We start from the raw sequence: 20,394 nt of genomic DNA, 5'->3' as shown, positions 1-20,394 counted from the left end.
GTTCCTTCGCCAAGCCAAGCGCCTAGCCTCGTCGCTCCAGTCAACCAGGAGATGGACATGGGCGGCGAGCGCAATGAACCGCAAGTGAACGAAGCAACGCAGCTGGCAGCGGAGCGTGCCTATCAGGATGGCTTCATCGCTGAACGCCTGCCGCTGTGGATGAAGTCGGCGACGCCGCAGCAACGGGCTCGGTTTGCAGATGCGATGGACGAAAGCGTGGTGCTGCGTTCGCATCTCAAACACGTGCTGGGGCGGATCGAGTCGCTGGACCGCTTTATCAAATCCAAGCTGCAAGCCGCATTGCGAGCGCGCTATTCGGCTCAGTTCAATCTTCATCAGTGGAGTTTTATCGGCGGGTACCCGGAGCTTGTGATCAATGCCCAGCCCGTTGGCGTCCACCTGACCAAGCAGCAGTACGACCAGCGTTCGCTTCTGGAGGTGGCAGTACGCAACTTCACCGCTGAGGAAGCCGTAGCGGGCGGGCAACCGCGCGGCAATCGCTTGACCAGCGCCAGGCAGGGCAGGATCAAGGCGCCGTCTGCAACCGAGTTTGCCAAGCTGTGTCGTGAACTCGATCTTGGCAGCGCATACCAAGCGCATCTGGCCGAGGTTTTGAGCGGGTCTGTGACAGACGACAAACCGGCATGGACCGTCCCATGCTTGCTGGCTGACTGGAGCCGCCATGCCATGCTGTTTGATGCTTACCAGGCCCTTGACCGCGCTGGGCTGAGCGAGCGTGAGCTTGAGTCGATCGCCGAACTCTGCGCGAAAGAGGGCGCGCAAAACAAGGCTTCGACCGTGACAGCGCAGCGTCTGCGTCTGCTGGACTGCGACCTGCAGCAGATCGTAGTCATCGATGAGTCGCACAACGACGGAAGGTTGCTGCTCTATGTGCCTGGCGATCCAAATGGGGCCTGGAGCGGGTTCTCCAGCCTTCGCAAGCTTGCCAACGAACTGGGTAGGCGCCTACGCAGCCAGGCGTACCAGTCATTCTTTCGCCGCTTCGTGCGCAGACGCGACAGCCATGCGTTCTATTCCATCGTGGTCCCCGCGTACAAAGACTTGGTCATCTGGGCCAACATCAGCCTGGATGAAAGCCTCGTGCCCTATGGCACGCCTTTTTTTCAACGCCTGGCCCATGCGCGTATCGAGCAGATAAAAGATGACGCGAAGGTGCTCGTAGCGCCGGTTGAAGAACTGGACCGCACCCTGCAGCGCGAATACGACGAGCGCCTCGCCGCCGATGGCCAGGCATTGTTGTCCGCCGCAGGCCTGTTTGTGCCGGTGCTTGGCGAGGTGCTTTTGGCCGTCAGCGCCTGGGAAACGCTCACTGAGGTCTACCACGGCATCGAGGCCTGGCAAGACAACCACACACGCCAGGCATGCAAACACCTGCTCAATGTCGTTACCGCGGTGTCGGTGGCCGGCGCCACCAGCGCGGCGGTCGCTGGGGTAGAGGCCTTGTCGGCGCGCTCGAGCATCATGGACAACCTGCTGCCGGCCGATCTGGAAGACGGCTCGGCAAAGCTGTGGGCTGCGGACGTCAAGGCCTTTCGCAGTGACGTGCCACCGTCAGGCGCGACGAGCGATACAGCCGGGGTCTTCCGGTTGGGGGAGCAGGCCTGGATCGAGATGGACGGACACTACTACCGCGTGCGTCAGCGAACCCAGGACGGGCAATGGCAACTGCTGCCGCAGGCTGGGCATGGGCCGTTGTTGAGACACAACGGTGCGGGTGCCTGGCGGTTGTGGTTCGAGCAGCCGGCCCAGTGGGAAGATGTCCATTACTTGTTCCGTCGATTGGGTGGGCACTTTCGCGAGCTGGATGACGAGCGGATCGATCTGGTCCTGAGTTTCCACGGGCTAAAGGCGGATGATCTGCGGGGGTTGCACGTGTATGGTCGCGCGCCGGCTTCCGGGTTGCTGGACAGCACGGTCCGTGCCCACCTGGACCTGCGCATCCGCGACATGGTCGAGCGCTTGCGCTCGGGCAAGCAGGTGGAGGATGCCTTTGCATTGCAGGGCGCCCAACGTCTTCCCGGAGCTGGCGGACTGCCTGACCAGGCATTGGCCGAGGTGGCATGGAAGGCTCGGCGTGAGTTGCTGCAGGATCTCTACGAACACATGCCCAACGGCGAGAACCTCGCCAGCACGATGTTGCGTCGGGTGTTTCCAAGCCTGCACTGGCGTGCTGCGCAAGGGTTGGTGGACGCGGCGACGACTACGGACCGGCAACGCCTGCTTGACAGTGGACGTGTGCCGCTGCAACTGGCGGAATCTTCCAGAGCGTATGTACAAAACATGCGTGTGACACGCGTGTATGAAGCGCTGCACCTGGACACGCCGCAAAACGCTGATGTGGCCCGGGTCGCCATCGGCATGCTGCGCTACTTGCCCGGTGCTGCCACGGGTATCCGCTGGCGTTTGCTTGAGGGCAGTGCCAGCGGCCCCTTGCTCGTTGCGAGCGAGGAGGGGGCCACCACCTATGATCTGATACACGTCAAGGGTAAGTTCCTGGTCGTCGATTCTGAAACGAACCTGTTGGGCGAGCCGCATGAGTTGTTCGACGCGCTGGCCGCCGCCTATCAAGGCCAGCAAGCGGCCATGGGCATTGCCGATCCCTTTGCCCACAACCTGCGCGTGCTGCTGGCCCGCCAGGCGATCGAACGCCCCAGCGAGGTCAGGGAGCTGTTGAGCAAAGGGCAAGGCAAGGACCGCTGGTTGGCCCCGCTGCGCCAGGACGATGGCCGGCTCGGTTATCCCTTGAGTGGGCGCCTGTCCGGTAGCAGCCGGAGCCGAGGAGGCCCCTGGATGATCCAGGCGGAACTGCGGCGGATCTATCCCACTTACTCCGACGCTCAGGTCAGTGCCTGGCAAGTGAAAATGCAGCGTAGCGGCAGGGACATGGCGCAGGAACTGCGTCAGCTTCGTCAAGAACTCAAGACCCTGGAACAATCGCTCAATACTTGGCTCACAGCCACCACTGCGCTGTTGGAAAGGTCAGATCGCAGGCGGGTCACGGGGCAGTTGCTGGCGTGCTGGCAACGGGTCACCGACGAGCCTTCGCAGCTCAATTCGTTGGCGATCGAATATCGCTTGGAACTCCACGGCCTGAGGCCAGGATTCTTGCCCCCTCTGCCTACCCGCAGCTTCTCCCATGTTTCTGAGCTGGCGATTCTGGATATGGATTTGGCGCATGTGCCGGACTATTTCCTGCAGGCGTTTCCCAACCTCCGGACGCTGCGGGTCAGCGGCAACCGACTGTCTCGACTGCCGGCACGCCTGCATCAACTGCCGCGCCTGCGTGAACTGAACCTGTACGACAACCAAATCGCCCTGGATGACAGCCAAGTCTCTGAGCTGACTCGCTGCTCCCGCCTGGAATACATCAATCTTTCCCACAACCCTCTGGGGTTGGCGTTTTCCGTCAGCGGATTTTCCAGGCTCAGGCGACTGCTGCTGCGCCACACTTTCATCGATGTGCTGCCTCCGGGATTGCTGGAGTGCGCGCAGCTGGACTATGCGGACCTGAGCGACAATCGAATCACCCGGATACCGCCGATGTTCCATCAGGCCCCGTTGTGGCTCAGGCATCGCGTGCTGTTGATGGGCAATCCGCTGGCCGAGGACGATGTCCAGGCCTTGCGCGTGGCGTTCCAGTCCGTCAGGGGAGCCAATACCCATGCCATAGCCTGGAGCAATGCCGTTGCGAGCCCTGACCGGGACCGGCTGCTCGAGCTGTGGCACTCGATCGAGGCGGCCGAGGGCTCGGCTGGGCTCATGACACTTCTGCGCAGGTTGCTCGATACCGCGGATTTCCAGAATCAACCGCAGGTACTGGCCCAGCGAGTGCTGACCATGCTGAAAAACATGCACGAGCAGACTGATTTGCTCACAGAGTTGTTTACCCATGCCGACGATGACCTGACTTGCCAAGACAGTGTGGCGTTACGGTTTCACAATCTGGAGGTGCGGATGTTAGCGGTCCAGGCCAAGGCCCAGGCCGGCACCGAGCAGGGCGCCACGACGCAGGCATTGCTTAGGCTCGGACGGCGCCTGTGGCGCCTGGAGCAGGTCGAGGATCATATCTTGAGCTTCCTGCGTGCCCAGGCTGAAGCAGGCACCCCCCTAGATGAGGTCGAGGTAATGCTGGGCTATAAGCTGGCATTGCGTGAATCGCTTGATTTACCCATCGAGGCGGGCGAAATGGCGTTTCCTGAGTATGCCCATCTGGATCCGGCCCGGGTCGACCGGATCCGTACCCAGGTTCGCGCCGCAGAACAGCACGAAGCGCTGGCCAGCTGGATGGTGGATCAGGATTTCTGGCGTGAGCATCTGTTGGCGGAAAACCCTGGGCACTTCGACCAAGGCAACGCACGGCATCACCGACAGCTTGAGCAATTGACGGCGCAGCGGGATGCGTTGACGCAGGGCGACACCCAGGCGCACGCCTTATCGGCCCAGGTTCTGCAACAGGTGGAAAACATCGAAGCCCAGATGAAACGACTCCAGAAGCTGCAAAAAGCTGACGAGCGATACGAGATGCGTGTTCTGACCAACCGGGTGCTGGGGACGGCCCCGGCCGGTGCCGGCATCGATGTCCGTTGATGCCAGAATTGCCTGCAGGTGCCGCGCTGGCTGGAGGGCTTTGGACTATGCTCAGTTCGGGGGGGCGCGGCTTCTGCAGAGGTCGCAAGCTTGGTTCGACGCGTAGCTGGTAATGGCCAGTTACCTTTCGCCTTATCACCTGACTTGTCAGGTGGTTTAGGCTCGCACGTCGGATCTTTCTCAATGATCTGTAGTCTTTGAGTTATCGAGAAATAAGGAGATGCGCATGCTCGTCCGGTCACTGACCCTCGCCACTCTGCTTGCCCTCGCAAGCCCTGTGTTCGCTGCGGACAGCGATGCTCCGCTGGCCAAGGAACTGGGCAAGGCAAGGCCCTTGGTCATCATCGCACCCAGCAGCGCCGACCCGACCTTGCGCGGGTTGAACGAGGCACTCCAGGACCCCGCTACCCAAGCCGCCTTCAAAGAGCGCAGCCTAGTGCTGTACAGCGTTGCCAACATGATGGGCAAGCGCGAGGACAAGAACCTCGAACAGCAGACCACCATGGCGTTGATTCGCGAACTCAAGCTCGGCGCCAGCAAGGGCACCAAGGTGATCCTGGTGGGCAAGGATGGTGAGCGGCATGTGCTCAAGGACGACGACAGCGGCGAGAAGATAGATCCGCAGGTGATCATCAAGGCCGTGGACGAACTACCTGCCAGCGAGAAGGCCGTGAGCGCGCCGGAGCCGGTGGCGGCTTCCGCGCCTGCTGAGCCCAAGTCCAAGGGCAAGGACAGCAAGCCTGCCAAGCCGGCAAAACCGGCGGCACCGCCAAAGCCGCTTGAGGACTGATCGATACAAGCAAGGCGCCGGTTGGCCTGGCGCCTTGCTCGCGTGAGCAGGTGACCCTACGCTTCGGCTTGCTTGGACTGCGTCGAAGCTTGCTGTTTCTTCGCAGGCTTCAGGCGTGTCACGCCGTACAACACCAGCGCCAGACCCGCCAACTGATACCCCGAGATCTGCTCGCTGAGGATCGCCCAAGACGCGAGCATCGTCAGCACCGGACCCAGATTGCCCACCGCTGCGGTATGGGTGGGGCCCAGGCGCTGGATCGCCAGGGCCACCCAGTAGATCGGCAACACCGTGGAAAACACCGCCATCAGCCCCGCATGTATCCAGATCGCCAGTGGCTGCTGCCACAGCTGGCCGATGTCCGCCACCAGCAGGTAGTGCGCCAGCACCATCAATGACGAGGCGATGCCGCAGAGCCCGGCCAGACGCATTGAACTCATGCGCTTGAGCATGATGCCGGTACCCGAGTAATAGAGTGCGTAGCTCACCGCACTGGCCACCACCCACAACGATCCCAGCACCACTTGCTCGCCGACCCCGGCCACACTGACATCGTGTACGAAGGCGATGCCCAGGCCCAGGTAACACAGGCCCATGGCCGTCAGGGTCCGCAGGGTAGGGCGCTCGCGCAGGGCGATGGCCTGGAACACCAATACGAGCGTGGGATAAGTGAACAGGATCAGCCGCTCGAGCCCCGCGCTGATGTACTGCAGACCGTAGAAATCGAACAGGCTCGCCAGGTAGTAGCCCAGCAACCCGAGCCCGGCCACGCGCAGACCGTCCCCAAGCCCCAGCTTCGCATCGGACTGGCCACGGCTGAGCCAGGTCAGCCAAGCGAACAGCGGCAGCGCCAGGCCCATGCGCATGGCCAACAGGGTGATGGCGTCCACCGGACCTGCGGCATAGGCCAGCTTGACGAAGATGGCCTTGAAGCTGAATCCCAAGGCCGCCAGCACGGCATAGACACCGCCGTTGTGGATCGCAGTTTGAAGGCGAAGGTGCAAACGCGTCATGGCAAAGTCCAGGCAATTGAAGGCAGGACTTATTCTGTACAGAACGGGTTGTGGCTAGAATCGCTTTTTCTCGAACATGGCTTTCGCTTTTGGAGAACGCACAAGGATGCACTTCGACTTGCCCGATCTGCGCCTGTTTGCCGCAATTGCCGTTACCGGCAGCCTGAGCAAGGCGGCGGCGACCATCCCGGTGGCGGTATCCGCCGCCAGCACCCGCCTGCGCCTGTTCGAGTCTCGCTGTGGATTTGCCCTGTTCGTTCGCAAGGCTGATGGCATGCAACTGACCCCCGCTGGCCGGTTGGTACTGGAATCGGCCCGTGGTGTGTTGGGTGAGGCGCAAAAGCTGCAGGACACCTTGAAGGAGTTGGCAGGTCAGCGGCGCATCACGCTGCACCTGGCGGCTTCCACTGTCAGCAACAGCACGTTGTTGCCGGCGGTGCTCGGGCCGTTTCTGGCCGACTACCCTGAGGTCGACCTGCAATTGGTCGAGCACAAGAGCATCGATGTATTGCGCGTGGTGCTGGCCGGTGAATGCGAGTTAGGGGTGTATGACGGCAACCTGATCAACGAAGGCATCGTCTCGCTGCCGTTTCGCAACGAGCGCCTGGTAATGCTGGTACCAGTGGATCATCCCTTGGCCGGGCGCGAACAACTGCGCCTGGCGGATGCTCTGGGTTACCCGTTCGTGTGTCTGCCGGCAGAGCGGGCGATGCAGCGCTTCGTCGAGGAGCTGGCGATGAATCTGGCCCTGCCGTTGAAGGTGCGTGTACGTGCGCCGAGCTTTGAGGCCATCGCTCAATTGGTGGCCCAACGCGCGGGTATCGCCATGCTGCCGGAAACCGCCGCCGTGCGCGCCGAGCAGGAACTGGCGGTTCGCAGGGTGATTCTGGAGGAGCGCTGGGCCACCCTGGAGCTGCGTATCTGTTTTCGCGACTGGGAGCGCCTGAGCTCCCATGGTCGGCAACTGGTCAGCTATCTGTCGACGGCATGAGCCCACCGGATCGGCTACTGACATGTTGATGTTTCGCCGCCCGAGAGGCGCGTTTGAAAGGACCCACCAGTCGGTAGCGACCTGCTAAAAGTGCATCCGAACGCTTACAATCCACGCCCTTCAATACGATCGCTCAGGCCTGTCCACTCATGGCTCTAGACCCCCTCACGATGTTGACCATCAGCATTGCCCTCGCGGCTGCGGCTGCTTTGTACCTGGCGGTAGAGTGGCGCACAGTGCGTGCCACCTCGCTGCTGTTCTGGGCCGCTGGGTTCGCCACCATCAGTGTGGGGTCGACCTTGGCATTGTTGCGCGTCAGTGGGCTGATGCTCGTCGGGGTGTGGTTCGCCAATGGCTTGCTGGTGTTGGCGCATTGGTTCTTTCTCGTGGGTGTGGCGCGGTTTACCGAGATGCGGCTTTCCCGTGGCTGGTACCTGTTGCCCGTTGTCTGGCTGATGCTGTTGCTGCTGCCTGAAAGCCCGCAGTGGTCGAAGGTGATGTTGCTGGCTAACTCGCTGCTGGTGGCCTTGCCCACCCTGTGGGCCTGCGTGCTGCTGCGGCCCCATGGCAAGTCGTTGCGCGTGGGGGCGGTGCAGCTGCGTTATGTGCTGCTGGCCCACGGCATCTTCTACTTGGCCAAGATGATCCCGCCGTTGGTGCCTGGGACGCTGATCGATCTGGCGGCCTTGCGTGGCGCGATCATCCAGGTGTCGCTGGTCGAGGGCACGATGGCGATCATGCTCATCGCCTTGTCCATGACCGGCACCGAGCGCCACCGACGCGAACGGCAGATCGCCCGGCTGGCGGCGCGCGATCCCTTGACCGCCCTGTATAACCGGCGCGCCTTGGAGGCACGCGCCCCGCGTCTGCTGGAGGACGTGGCAACGGACCGCCCCGGTGCGCTTTTGCTGATCGACATCGACAACTTCAAGATGGTCAACGACCTGCATGGCCATATTGCCGGTGATCGTCTGCTCGTCGCGTTGGGCGAGATGATTCGCGCATCGACCCCCGCCAGTGGCTTGGCCGCCCGGTTGGGCGGCGATGAGTTCGTCATCCTGCTGGGTAACGCGACCCGTGAAAAAGTCGAAGGGTTGGGGAGCGCTTTGCGCGAGCAGTTCCATCGGATGACCGCGCAGACGTTCGCTACGCCTGCGGCGGTCACCCTCAGCATCGGCGTCAACCTGTTTGATCGGGCGCCTGCCAGCCTGGCGGCACTGATCGAACAGGGTGACGTTGCACTCTACGAATCCAAGCGAGGCGGGCGTGATAGCATCCGCCTGGTCGATCGCACCCAGCCTAAGGCGTAGCCAAGGGTCGTCTTGGCATCGGAACCGCACCGGCCCGGTCGGGCCGGCGTTTTTCTTCTTCAGCCCACCCGCAACCAGAGCGCCGATGCGTCGTCGCTCATCTTGAACCGTGGATAACGAACGCAGGCGGCATCGTCGCGCTCGATCTGCCGTAGTCGCAGCGCAAGTTCTGCCAGGCCCTGCTCGCGCAGCTGGGTCATGAAGGTGTGAGGCGTGCAGGCCTGGTAGGTATCGAACAGGGCCGCGAAACCATCGCTCATCAGCACCAGGTCGTCGCCGCGCCTTACCGGTGCGCGGGTGTATAAGGTACCAGCCCTGGCCACTTCGGCATCGACGCTGAGCACGGCCTTGGGACGCTCCCGGGCGATGCGCCGATCTGCCTGCACGGCAGGTGTGCGCACGCCATGGGCGCCGGTGCCAGGGCCGAGGGCGAGCGCCTCGGCGCGCTCGGTTTCGCGGTCCGGCTCAGGTGTCAGGAAGGCAATGCCGTGCTCGCTGCGGTGAAGCACGACGCAGTCCGCCAGATGGGCGCAGACGACTTCGTCATCTTCCAGCGCCACCGCCGCAAAGGCCGCGCGGGGCAGCTCCCAGCCGGCGACCGGCTCACGTCGGCGGTCGCGTTCGTAGGCTGCGGCCACGGTAGCGAACACCTGTTCGCACAGGCTCTGCAACGGCCCGCTTGCGCTGACAAAGGCAGCCTGCGCTGCCGCTGCCAACCAGGCCGCACCCCCTTGTTCACCCAGCAGACCAGGCGGGCCCAGATCGGTTGCGCCGTCGATGACCCAAGCATGACGGCTTGCACAGCCAATACGGTCGTCATTGGGAACATCGGCCTTGCCGGCCAGGTTGAGACTCTGGATCAGGTCGAAATGCATGGTGTGTCGTCTATCTCGTGAAAAAAGAAGCTTCGACAAGCGCGGCTACCTTGAGTTGTGCTGCGCCGGCGTGTTGTGCAGCCAATGCTGGTGAAGCAGCGCCAAGAGCTCGAGAGTAGGCCAAATACCGTTTCAATTATGTAGGAAACCACCGTGAACCACGCTCTGACTGCGCGACTATCGCCTGGCCCATCTGCAAGCGTTTGCAACCGACGAAGCGCTGGCCCAGGCCATCGCCTGCCAGGGGTGAGGGTCTAGACTCTAACCTTTGCGACGTGATCGTGGAGGCTCCAATGCCCAGCAAAAACACCATCTGCCTCTGGTTCGACGACGATGCCCTGGAGGCGGCGACTTTTTACGCCAAGACCTTCCCCGACAGCGCAGTAGGGGCGGTACATCACGCACCGAGCGACTACCCGTCGGGCAGAGCCGGCGATGTCATCACCGTCGAGTTCACCGTGGCTGGTATTCCCTGCGTCGGCCTGAACGGGGGGACAGCGTTCAAGCACAGCGAGGCATTTTCGTTCCAGATCTGCACGGAGGATCAGGCCGAGACCGACCGTCTGTGGCAGGCCATCGTCGGCAACGGCGGCCAGGAAAGCGTCTGCGGCTGGTGCAAGGACAAGTGGGGCATCTCGTGGCAGATCTCGCCCCGGGTGCTGCTCGAGGCCATGGACAACCCAGACCGGGCCGCCGCCAAGCGCGCATTCGACGCCATGATGCAGATGGGCAAGATCGACATCGCCGGGATCGAGGCGGCGCTCAAAGGTTAGCGGCATCATGCTTTGCCGTGCCCTGGCAATAGCCCGCTGATCAGCTGGCGCGCGGTCTGGCGCAGGATGCCGGCTTGGTCCGGGTCGCCTTGCAGCAGGGCGCCGGCGAACTTCTTCGCCTGCTCCAGGGTGATGTGCGGCGGCAGCGGAGGGACATCGGGGTCGGTACGAAAATCGATCACCACGGGCACCTCGCTGGCCAAGGCCTGCTCCCAGGCACCGGCCACGTCCTGCTCGCGTTCGACATACAGGCCCTTCAGACCGATCGAGAGGGCGAACAGGTGGTAGGGCACGTCAGGAATATCCTGGCTGGCGGCAAACTTGGGGTCTCCCTCCATCACCCGCTGCTCCCAGGTGACCTGGTTGAGATCCTGATTGTTGAACACCGCGCAAATCCAACGTCCGTTGCCCCACTGTCGCCAGTACTTGGCCACGGTGATCAGTTCGGCCATGTTGTTCATCTGCATGGCACCGTCGCCTACCAGAGCCACCACGCAACGCTCGGGGTGAGCGAACTTGGCTGCGATGGCGTAGGGCACTGCCGCGCCCATCGAGGCCAAGCCCCCGGACAACGAACATTCCATACCCGGACGGATCCGCAGGTCGCGGGCGAACCAGTTGGCGCAGGAGCCCGAGTCGCAGGTGATGATGGCGGCGTCCGGCAGGCGAGGCGAGAGTTCATGGACGACCCGCTGCGGATTGATCGGCGCAGCCTTGCTCAGGGCGCGTTGCGTCAGCTTCTTGTCCCACGCCTTGCGCCAACCTTCGACCTTGGTTCGCCAACTGCGGCGGGTCTTATGCTCGATCAGCGGTAGCAGGGCGTCCAGCGTCTGGGCGGCATCGCCCATCAAGTTCACCTCCATGGGATAGCGCAGGCCGAGCATGTCGGCAGCGATGTCGATCTGTACGCCGCGGGCCTGACCTTCCTCTGGTAGGAACTCAGCGTAGGGGAAGCCTGAACCGATCATCAGCAGCGTGTCGCATTCGTTCATCAGCTTCAGGCTGGGTTCGGTACCCAACAGACCGATGCAACCGGTGACCCAAGGCAGATCATCGGGCAGGACGGCCTTGCCTAGCAGGGCCTTGGCGACGCCTGCTCCGAGCTTTTCTGCGATGGCGCTCACCTGCTCACGGGCCTGCAGCGCACCGGCCCCCACCAGGATCGCGACTTTCTTGCCGGCGTTGAGTATCTGCGCAGCCTGCTGCAATGCGTCGGGGTGGGGCACGATCCTCGGTGGGTTGAAGCCTGTGCCCGAATGCAAGGTGCCATGTGCCCGTGCAGGCGACTCGTAGGGCATTTCCTGCAGATCGTTGGGCAGCACCAATGCCGTGACCCGGCGTTCGCCCAGCGCCGTGCGTACGGCGCGATCCAGCAAATGACGCACTTGGGCCGGGGCCGTGGCCTGCTGGACGAATGCACCGGCCACGTCCTTGAACATCGAGACCAGGTCCAGCTCCTGCTGGTAATGCCCTCCCAGCGCGGTGCGGGCCTGCTGGCCGACGATGGCCAACACCGGCATGTGGTCCAGGCGGGCGTCATACAGGCCTGTCAGCAAGTGCGAAGCGCCAGGCCCGGACGTTGCGATGCACACGCCCAGCTCTCCTGTGAACTTGGCATGGGCGCTGGCCATGAATGCCGCCATTTCTTCATGGCGGCACTGCACGAATTCGATCGTACCGGCCCGACGCAGTGCACCGAACACGCCATTGATGCCATCGCCCGGATAGCCGAATACCCGCTTCACGCCCCATTGGCTCAAACGCTCAACCAGAAAATCGCCTACGGTGCTCGCCATCGTTCCTACCTCCATGCAAACCGTCACAGCAGTGAAACTTCCGACGACCCCCAGGGCCGGATGTTCAGATTCATTTGCCAGGCTGAACGAATCCAACTGGTGGCTTGGGGAAAGTTGCGCTAACTATCTAGAGGGCTGACTTCGCTTGCGAGGCCGATCAGGCGCAAGGGCGGCAGACAGATACGCCGCACGAGCCTTGCGCACGACAGGGAGTACACAACGAGGCATCACGTCTCGCAGGAGGAAACATGAACACCACGAAGACGTTGCGATGGGCCTTGGTGGGCCTCACGTGCGGCATGCTCAGTGCCCAGGCCGCCGAGACCAAACGGGTCGACGTACTGCTGGTCGGGGGCGGGATCATGAGTTCGACCCTGGCGGTCTGGCTGAATGAGCTGGAGCCGGGTTGGTCGATGGAAATGGTCGAACGCCTGGACAAGGTCGCCGAGGAAAGCTCCAACGGCTGGAACAACGCAGGCACCGGGCACTCGGCCCTGGCGGAGCTCAACTACACACCGGAGAAGAACGGCAAGATCGACATCACCAAGGCCATAGAGATCAACGAGTCGTTCCAGATCACCCGGCAGTTCCTCGCCTGGCAGGTCAAGCAGGGCGTGCTCAAGGACCCGCATTCGTTCATCAACACCACACCGCACATGAGCTTCGTGTGGGGTGACGACAACATTCGTTTTCTGAAAAAACGCTACGAGGCCCTGCAGGCCAGCCCCCTGTTCAAGCCCATGCAGTATTCGGAGGACCCGGAACAGATCAAGCAGTGGGTGCCGTTGATGATGGAGGGGCGTGACCCCGCGCAGAAGCTCGCGGTGACCTGGACGCCCATCGGCACCGACGTCAACTTCGGCGAGATCACCCGCCAGTACGTGGGCTACCTGCAAGGCCGACCGAACTTCGACCTTAAGCTCTCGAGCGAAGTCCAGGACATCACCCGCAACGATGACGGCTCCTGGCACGTCGAATACAAGAACCTCAAGGACGGTACCACGGCCGCCACCGACGCCAAGTTCCTGTTCATCGGCGCCGGCGGCGCCGCCTTGCCGCTGCTGCAGAAGTCGGGCATCCCTGAAGCCAAGGACTATGCGGGCTTCCCGGTGGGCGGCTCGTTCCTGGTGACCGACAACCCGGCCATCGCCCAGCGGCACATGGCCAAGGCCTACGGCATCGCCGCGACCGGCGCGCCGCCCATGTCGGTGCCCCACCTGGATACCCGCGTGCTCGATGGCAAGCGCATGATCCTGTTCGGCCCATTCGCCACCTTCTCCACGCGTTTTCTAAAAGAGGGCTCGCTGCTGGACCTGTTCGCCAGCATGTCCGTGCACAACACCTGGCCCATGGTGCGCGTCGGGGTACGTGAATTCGACTTGGTGCAGTACCTGATCGGGCAATTGATGCAATCCGACGATGACCGCTTCGAGGCGCTGCAGACCTACTTCCCCCACGCCAAGAAAGAGGACTGGCGCCTGTGGCAGGCGGGGCAGCGGGTGCAGATCATCAAGAAGGACCCGGAGCTTGGCGGGGTGCTCAAGCTCGGCACAGAAGTGGTGATGGCCAAGGACGGCAGCATCGCTGGCTTGCTGGGCGCATCGCCGGGGGCTTCGACCGCGCCGCCGATCATGCTCGACCTGCTGCACAAGGTGTTCAAGGACAAGGCTGCCTCTGCACCCTGGCAGGAGAAGTTCCGGCAGATCATTCCGTCCTACGGGATTCGCCTGAACGATCATCCTGACAAGCTCGAACAGGAGTGGGCCTACACCAACGAGTTGCTCCAGTTGGCGCCGCCGTCGAGCCACGCAGGGCAGACCGAAATCGCAGCGCCGTAGTGTGCGCAATGCCCCGGGTGGCCTTGCGCCTCCCGGCGGCTTTTACTCCACGTGATTGGCCACCTCCCAGACTTTTTGGCGAAACCACCTGCGCAATGGATCGGCGTGCGTGCGCTCATGCCAGATCTGCATCAATTCGACCCTCGGCAGCGCCAGGGGCAGCGGGTATACCGCAAGCTCCGGGTCCCGTGCCGCCGCATCTTCGGCCAGCGAACGCAGGCAGGTGAGCAGCAGGTCGGTGCCACTGACCAGGCGGGCTGGGGCAAGAAAGCTCGACAACCCCGCGATCACACGTCGTCGATGGCCTTGGGCGCGCAGCGCGCGGTCCACCAGCCCATCGAGGTCACCGGTGAGGGTGGTCAGCACATGCTCACAGGCTAGAAACGCCTCCAGGTCCAGGCCGTCGGTCAGGTGTGGGTTGCTCCTTGCGGCCAGCACCACCAACTCTTCGCCGAGCAGACGCTGCTGGTGGAAGGTGTCCGGCAGGTCGGTGAAGAATCCGGCGATGGCCAAGTCGCACGTGCCTTTCTCCAGGGCTTCGCGCGGCAACTGGCCACGGGTGTTGTGGGTGACCAGCACCAAGTTGGGGGCCTGGCTGCGCAGTATCGGTAGCAGACGGGGCAGCAGGGTTTGCTCCAGATAGTCGGTGCTGTACAGGTGCAGGCGGGCAGGGCGGGTGAGCATGTCCGCGCCGTCGCAACGTTCGTAGAACAGCTCCAGTTGCTCCACCAAGTGCTGAACCTGAGGCGCCAGCTCATGGGCGCGAGGTGTCGGTGTCAGCCCGCGAGGCGCCCGGACGAACAGCGGGTCGCCGAACTGATGGCGCAGCTTGTTCAGCTTGTGGCTCAGCGCCGGCTGGCTGAGCGCCATGCGCTCGGCGGCCAGGGACGCGTTACGTTCCTGATAGAGCATCTGGAAGACCAGCAGCAGGTTCAGGTCCTTGTTTGCGATATTCATATTTTGGATCGCTGAAATTAGATCTTTAGAATTATCGAATCATAGCGCAGTCGATAGCATGGCCTCACTGACCGATACCGACCTTGGAGTCCAGTCATGCCTATTAGCATCTTCGCCACTATTTTCCCCAAGCCCGAACACCGCGACGCGGTGGAGCAGGCCCTGCGGGTGATGGTGGAGCGTTCGCGCGCCGAGCCCGGCAACCTGCGCTACGACCTGTTCATTCGTGAAGGGGACGAACCGGCCTTCGACCTGTTCGAGCTGTATGTCGACCCGGCGGCCATCGAAGCGCACCGCAACAGCGCCCATTACCAGGCCTATCGCGCTGCCACCGCCGACTGGCTGGCTGCGCCGACCCAGGTCCGCGTTGCCCACCCACTCGACATTGCCCCCTTCGTCTGAACAGGAACCTGACCATGAACAAGATTTCCACCCTGGCGCTCACAGTGGCTGGCGCGTTGCTGGCCGGCCAGGCTCCTGCCGCGTCCAAAGGCGAGGTGCTGGTCTTGCTGTCGAGCGAGCATCAATTGCAGCTCAAGGACGGCAAGCCGTACCCGACCGGCTATTACCTCAACGAGTTCGGCGTGCCGGCCGACCACCTGCTCAAGGCGGGCTACACGCTGGTGCTGGTGACGCCCAAGGGCAATGCGCCGAGCGTCGATGAGCGTTCAGTCGATCCGCAGTACTTCGGTGGCGATGCGACCGAGATGCGCCGTATTCACAAGGTTGTGCAGAGCCTGTCGGGCATCGACGACACCTTGTCGGTCAAGGAGGTGTTGGCGGGTGACCTGGACCGTTACGCCGGCCTGTTCATCCCCGGGGGCCATGCGCCGCTGATCGATCTTGCCAACAACCCTGACGTCGGGGCACTGCTGCGCCACTTCCATCAGGCAGGCAAACCGACCGCCGCGATCTGCCATGGCCCGATCACCCTGTTGTCGGCCCAGCAGGACCCGGTTGCCTACCGTGCAGCCTTGGCCCGTGGCGAGACGCCGGCCGCTCGTGATTGGGTATACCAAGGCTATCGCATGACGATCTTCTCGGATCCGGAAGAGCAAGTGTTCGAAGGCTCGCTCAAAGATCAACGCCTGCAGTTCTATCCGGCCAAGGCCATGGCCGCAGCGGGTGGCGACATGAGCTACGCGAAGGCCTGGGCGCCCCATGTGGTCATCGACCGCGAGCTGATCACCGGGCAGAACCCGTTCTCCGACAAGGTGCTGGCCAAGGCGTTGGTGGAGAAGCTGGACGGTGCCAGGCAGTAAGGCCTGAGCCTTCAGTACCGCCGGTGGCACTTGCCATGCTCGTCTAGACTTAAAGCCCGGGCCTGTTTCGCGCAGGCCCGGCAATCATCCATCCGACCACCGCCTCCCGGCCCGGACGTCGCCGACGGTGGCCTTCTTGCAGAGGAGGGCAGGTCATGGACGAGGCAAGACTTCACGAGTTCATGGGCAAGCTGGTGGGCGACATGGGCGCGGCGGCGACACTGGCCAACGTGATCCTGGGCGATGAGCTGGGGCTGTACCGGGCCATGGCAGATAGCCAACCCGTGACCCCCGAGGTGCTGGCTCAGCGAACCGGCTGTCATCCACGGCTGCTGCGAGAATGGCTCAGCGCCCAGGTAGCAGCCGGCTACATGGTTCACCACGACGGTACGTTCAGCCTACCCGAAGAGCAGGCTCTGGCCCTGGCCATCGAGGAGTCGCCAGTCTACATGGCCGGCGGCGCGTCGGTGGTAGCGGCACTGTTCCATGACAAGGACAAGCTGATCGCAGCCATGCGTGGCGATGGGGGCCTGCCCTGGGGTGACCATCATCCGTGCATGTTCAGTGGCACCGAGCGTTTCTTCAGGCCCGGTTACCGCACCTTCCTGGTGGCCGAGTGGCTACCGGCGCTGGAGGGGGTGACCGCCAAGCTGCAGGCCGGAGCCAAGGTGGCCGACGTGGGATGCGGTCACGGTGCCTCGACCATCGTCATGGCCCAGGCCTTCCCCGCGTCTCGCTTCATCGGTTACGACTACCACGGGCCCTCGATCACGACCGCCAACGCGCGTGCCGAGGAGGCGGGCGTGGCCGGGCAGGTCAGCTTTGCCCAGGCCTCGGCCAAGGACTATCCGGGGCATGATCATGACCTGGTGTGCTTCTTCGATTGCCTGCACGACATGGGGGATCCGGTCGGTGCGGCCAAGCATGCCTATCGCGCGCTCAAGGACGACGGCACGGTAATGCTGGTCGAGCCCTATGCGGAGGATTCACTGGAAGGCAACCTGAACCCGGTGGGGCGGTTGTTCTACGCGGCCTCGACATTCATTTGCACCCCCAACTCGCTGTCTCAGGAGGTAGGGTTGGGGCTGGGAGCCCAGGCCGGCGAGGCGCGGCTGCGGGCGGTGTTCGAGGAGGCGGGGTTCACGCGGTTTCGGCGGGCGACGCAGACACCGTTCAACCTGATCCTGGAGGCGCGCAAGTAGCGGGCGAGCCTGTGAGAGCGGTGCGACTTCAAAAGGGGCACCGTGCGCAGTGGGGCGTCTGTGGGCACTGGCCACACGCAGAAGGGGCGCCATCTGGCGCCCCTTCTGTTTGCTGCTTAGGCTTCAGCGTCCCAAGGACGATCGCCTTTTTCGTCTTTGATGCGGGTCGGCAGGCCCATCACGTCCAGCGCCTTGAGGAACGGCTCGGCCGGCAGCTCCTCGACGTTGACCATGCGCTTGGCATCCCATTCGCCACGGGCGACCAGCAGGGCCGCGGCCACTGGCGGCACACCAGCGGTATAGGAAATACCCTGGCTGTCGGTCTCGGCGAACGCCTCTTCGTGGTCGGCCACGTTGTAGATGAACACTTCACGCGGCTGGCCATCCTTGGTGCCCTTGACCAGGTCACCGATGCAGGTCTTGCCGGTGTAGCCCGGAGCCAGCGAGGACGGGTCAGGCAGCACGGCCTTGACCACTTTGAGTGGCACCACTTCCAGGCCTTCGGCGGTCTTGACCGGCTGCTCGGAGAGCAGGCCCAGGTTCTTCAGGACGGTGAACACATTGATGTAATGCTCGCCGAAGCTCATCCAGAAGCGGATGTTCGGCACGTCGAGGTTCTTCGACAGCGAGTGGACTTCATCGTGGCCGGTCAGGTAGAGGTTCTGCGAGCCCACCACCGGCAGGTCGTCGGTGCGCTTGACCTCGAACATTTTGTTGCTGGTCCATTGGCTGTTCTGCCAGCTCCAGACTTGACCTGTGAATTCGCGGAAGTTGATTTCCGGGTCGAAGTTGGTGGCGAAGTACTTGCCATGGGAGCCGGCATTGACGTCGAGAATGTCGATCGAGTCAATGCGGTCGAAATACTGTTGCTGCGCAAGTTTGGCGTAGCTGTTCACCACACCCGGGTCGAAGCCGACGCCGAGAATGGCGGTGATGTTCTTTGCTTGGCACTCTTCGAGGTGTTTCCACTCGTAGTTGCCGTACCAAGGCGGCGTTTCGCAGATCTTGCCCGGCTCTTCGTGGATCGCGGTGTCCAGGTAGGCGGCGCCGGTATCGATGCAGGCACGCAGCACCGACATGTTGAGGAAGGCGGACCCGACGTTGATCACGATCTGCGATTCGGTCTCGCGGATCAGCGCCTTGGTTGCCTCGACATCGAGGGCATTGAGCGAGAAGGCCTGGATGTCGGCGGGTACCTTGAGGCTACCCTTGGCCTTGACGCTGTCGATGATGGCCTGGCATTTGGAGATGTTCCGTGACGCAATCGCAATACGACCGAGCTCGTCGTTATGCTGTGCGCACTTGTGGGCCACCACCTTGGCGACACCTCCTGCACCAATGATAAGAACGTTCTTCTTCAATTTACCTTTTGCTCCTTACTGAAAGGGCCTGCCTCAGGACAGGCTGGAAACGTAGTCTTCGAAACCGAATTCGCGCACCACCTCGACGCTGCCGTCGAGCTGCTTGACCACGATGGCCGGCATTTTCAGACCGTTGAACCAGTTTTTCTTGACCATGGTGTAACCGGCGGCATCGACGAACGACAGGCGGTCACCGATAGCCAGAGGCTTGTCGAACTGATACTCGCCGAAGATATCGCCGGCCAGGCACGACTTGCCGCAGACCATGTAGGTGTGCTCGCCGTTGTTGGGGGCCATCTTGGCGTTGAGACGGTAGATCAACAGGTCGAGCATGTGCGCTTCGATGGAGCTGTCGACCACGGCCAGATGCTTGCCGTTGTACAGGGTGTCGAGAACGGTGACTTCCAGCGAGGCGCTCTGGGTGATGGCTGCTTCGCCGGGCTCCAGGTAGACCTGCACGCCGTACTTCTCGGAGAAGGCCTTCAGGCGCGCGCAGAATGCGTCCAGGGCATAGTCTTCGCCTGTGAAGTGGATCCCGCCACCGAGGCTGACCCACTGGACCTTGTGCAGCAGGTGACCGAAGCGCTCCTCGATGTGCGATAGCATCTTGTCGAAGAGGCCGAAATCGCCGTTCTCGCAGTTGTTGTGGAACATGAAACCGGAGATCTGTTCGATCACCTTCTCGATCTTCTCAGGGTCCCATTCGCCTAGACGGCTGAACGGGCGTGCCGGGTCGGCCAGCAGGTAGTCGGAGCTGCTCACCTGCGGGTTGACGCGCAAACCGCGCACCTTGCCCTGGGACTGTTCGGCATAGCGTTGCAGCTGGCCGATGGAGTTGAAGATGATCTTGTCGCAGTTCTCGAGCATCTCCTCGATCTCGTCGTCGGCCCAGGCCACGCTGTAGGCGTGGGTTTCGCCGGCAAACTTCTGGCGACCGAGCTTGAGCTCGTAGAGCGACGAAGAAGTGGTGCCATCCATGTACTGCTGCATCAGATCGAACACCGACCAGGTGGCGAAGCACTTGAGTGCCAGCAGGGCCTTGGCCCCGGAGTGTTCGCGCACGTAGGCAATCTTTTCCATGTTGCCCAGCAGCTTTTGTTTATCGATGAGGTAGTACGGCGTCTTGATCATTTAAAGGCCCCCGGCCAGGCCGGCCAAAAAAAGGACACGCATTGTGCCTTCACTTGCCCCGGATCGAAAGGGTCGAAGGCGCATTTCGTCCGAGTTGCACGTGTATTTGTTGTCCCTTTGCCATCAAGGCATCGGACGCTTCGGTAAGATGAGCCTCATCAGGGTATCTGCAGCCTAGTGGCAGACCCAGTTGAGCAGATGAATGTGACCGTTGCGATCACAGGGTTTGCGCCGCCATCTGTCGGAAGGAGGGAGCAGGGCATGTGCCGTGGGTTCGAACCTTCAGAACTGACCCATGAGGAGAACCCCATGACCAAGCATCACGAAAGCTCCCACGGTTTTGCCGACGACCCACAGAAAGTCCACGATGCCGGCCGCAAGGGCGGCACCAACCAGGATGTGAAGACCGACCGGGCAGAAAAGGCCCGGGTCGGTGGCCAGCACAGCCATGGTGGTACCCCGCGGCGCAGCGATCGCTGAGCGCCGT

Annotated in this window: 16 protein-coding genes; 10 read left to right on the top strand and 6 right to left on the bottom strand. The window is 62.6% G+C overall.

Annotated elements, in window-relative coordinates:
* The first annotated feature begins 84 nt into the window (after positions 1–84).
* Together HMPREF3173_RS03685 and HMPREF3173_RS03680 are read left to right on the top strand one after the other, a co-directional pair.
* A complete protein-coding gene (locus HMPREF3173_RS03685; RefSeq protein ID WP_168166363.1) occupies positions 85–4,608 on the top strand; it encodes an NEL-type E3 ubiquitin ligase domain-containing protein in 4,524 nt (1,507 codons plus the stop codon).
* A gap of 226 nt (positions 4,609–4,834) precedes the next feature.
* Complete coding sequence (locus HMPREF3173_RS03680; protein ID WP_043206895.1) at positions 4,835–5,398, top strand: DUF4174 domain-containing protein; 564 nt, start codon at positions 4,835–4,837, stop codon at positions 5,396–5,398.
* Between the two features lie 56 nt (positions 5,399–5,454).
* Here the strand turns inward: HMPREF3173_RS03680 and HMPREF3173_RS03675 are convergent, their stop codons facing one another.
* Positions 5,455–6,411, bottom strand: coding sequence for a DMT family transporter (locus HMPREF3173_RS03675; RefSeq protein WP_070571586.1), 957 nt, complete (start codon positions 6,409–6,411; stop codon positions 5,455–5,457).
* Positions 6,412–6,529: 118 nt separating this feature from the next.
* On the opposite strand from HMPREF3173_RS03675, the gene HMPREF3173_RS03670 reads away from it, so the two are divergent.
* Positions 6,530–7,402, top strand: a complete 873-nt coding sequence (locus HMPREF3173_RS03670) for a LysR family transcriptional regulator (protein ID WP_256543866.1) — start codon at positions 6,530–6,532, stop codon at positions 7,400–7,402.
* 149 nt (positions 7,403–7,551) lie between these two features.
* Positions 7,552–8,712 carry a GGDEF domain-containing protein gene (locus HMPREF3173_RS03665; RefSeq protein ID WP_070571584.1) on the top strand — a complete coding sequence of 387 codons (1,161 nt, stop codon included), beginning with the start codon at positions 7,552–7,554 and terminating at the stop codon, positions 8,710–8,712.
* Positions 8,713–8,771: 59 nt separating this feature from the next.
* On the opposite strand, the gene HMPREF3173_RS03660 is transcribed toward HMPREF3173_RS03665, so the two are convergent.
* A complete protein-coding gene (locus tag HMPREF3173_RS03660; protein ID WP_070571583.1) occupies positions 8,772–9,587 on the bottom strand; it encodes a protein phosphatase 2C domain-containing protein in 816 nt (271 codons plus the stop codon).
* A 293-nt stretch (positions 9,588–9,880) separates the two neighbouring features.
* Here HMPREF3173_RS03660 and HMPREF3173_RS03655 point away from each other — a divergent pair, with 293 nt between their 5' ends.
* Entirely contained in the window at positions 9,881–10,360 is a 480-nt protein-coding gene (locus tag HMPREF3173_RS03655; protein WP_070571582.1) for a VOC family protein, read from the top strand.
* A 5-nt stretch (positions 10,361–10,365) separates the two neighbouring features.
* On the opposite strand, the gene HMPREF3173_RS03650 is transcribed toward HMPREF3173_RS03655, so the two are convergent.
* A complete protein-coding gene (locus tag HMPREF3173_RS03650; RefSeq protein ID WP_070571581.1) occupies positions 10,366–12,156 on the bottom strand; it encodes a thiamine pyrophosphate-requiring protein in 1,791 nt (596 codons plus the stop codon).
* A gap of 248 nt (positions 12,157–12,404) precedes the next feature.
* Between HMPREF3173_RS03650 and mqo the strand changes: the two genes are divergently transcribed.
* Complete coding sequence (gene mqo, locus HMPREF3173_RS03645; protein WP_070571580.1) at positions 12,405–13,994, top strand: malate dehydrogenase (quinone); 1,590 nt, start codon at positions 12,405–12,407, stop codon at positions 13,992–13,994.
* Positions 13,995–14,036: 42 nt separating this feature from the next.
* Here mqo and HMPREF3173_RS03640 read toward each other — a convergent pair whose 3' ends face one another.
* A complete protein-coding gene (locus tag HMPREF3173_RS03640; RefSeq protein ID WP_070571579.1) occupies positions 14,037–14,951 on the bottom strand; it encodes a LysR family transcriptional regulator in 915 nt (304 codons plus the stop codon).
* 96 nt (positions 14,952–15,047) lie between these two features.
* On the opposite strand from HMPREF3173_RS03640, the gene HMPREF3173_RS03635 reads away from it, so the two are divergent.
* From HMPREF3173_RS03635 to HMPREF3173_RS03625, 3 genes are all read left to right on the top strand, one after another.
* The gene (locus HMPREF3173_RS03635; protein ID WP_070571578.1) at positions 15,048–15,353 is read left to right on the top strand and encodes a putative quinol monooxygenase; all 306 of its coding nucleotides are present in this window, start codon (positions 15,048–15,050) and stop codon (positions 15,351–15,353) included.
* 14 nt (positions 15,354–15,367) lie between these two features.
* Complete coding sequence (locus tag HMPREF3173_RS03630; protein WP_070571577.1) at positions 15,368–16,213, top strand: type 1 glutamine amidotransferase domain-containing protein; 846 nt, start codon at positions 15,368–15,370, stop codon at positions 16,211–16,213.
* A 155-nt stretch (positions 16,214–16,368) separates the two neighbouring features.
* Positions 16,369–17,415, top strand: a complete 1,047-nt coding sequence (locus HMPREF3173_RS03625) for a class I SAM-dependent methyltransferase (RefSeq protein WP_070571576.1) — start codon at positions 16,369–16,371, stop codon at positions 17,413–17,415.
* A gap of 116 nt (positions 17,416–17,531) precedes the next feature.
* Here HMPREF3173_RS03625 and HMPREF3173_RS03620 read toward each other — a convergent pair whose 3' ends face one another.
* Together HMPREF3173_RS03620 and nspC are read right to left on the bottom strand one after the other, a co-directional pair.
* The gene (locus HMPREF3173_RS03620) at positions 17,532–18,776 is read right to left on the bottom strand and encodes a saccharopine dehydrogenase family protein (protein ID WP_043206871.1); all 1,245 of its coding nucleotides are present in this window, start codon (positions 18,774–18,776) and stop codon (positions 17,532–17,534) included.
* Positions 18,777–18,809: 33 nt separating this feature from the next.
* A complete protein-coding gene (nspC, locus tag HMPREF3173_RS03615; RefSeq protein WP_043206869.1) occupies positions 18,810–19,907 on the bottom strand; it encodes a carboxynorspermidine decarboxylase in 1,098 nt (365 codons plus the stop codon).
* Between the two features lie 309 nt (positions 19,908–20,216).
* Between nspC and HMPREF3173_RS03610 the strand changes: the two genes are divergently transcribed.
* A complete protein-coding gene (locus tag HMPREF3173_RS03610) occupies positions 20,217–20,387 on the top strand; it encodes a KGG domain-containing protein (RefSeq protein WP_070571654.1) in 171 nt (56 codons plus the stop codon).
* The last annotated feature ends 7 nt before the right edge of the window (positions 20,388–20,394 follow it).

The sequence above is a fragment of the Pseudomonas sp. HMSC08G10 genome, from assembly GCF_001808425.1.
GTDB lineage: Bacteria > Pseudomonadota > Gammaproteobacteria > Pseudomonadales > Pseudomonadaceae > Aquipseudomonas > Aquipseudomonas guariconensis.
This window is presented reverse-complemented; position numbering and strand designations above follow the sequence as displayed.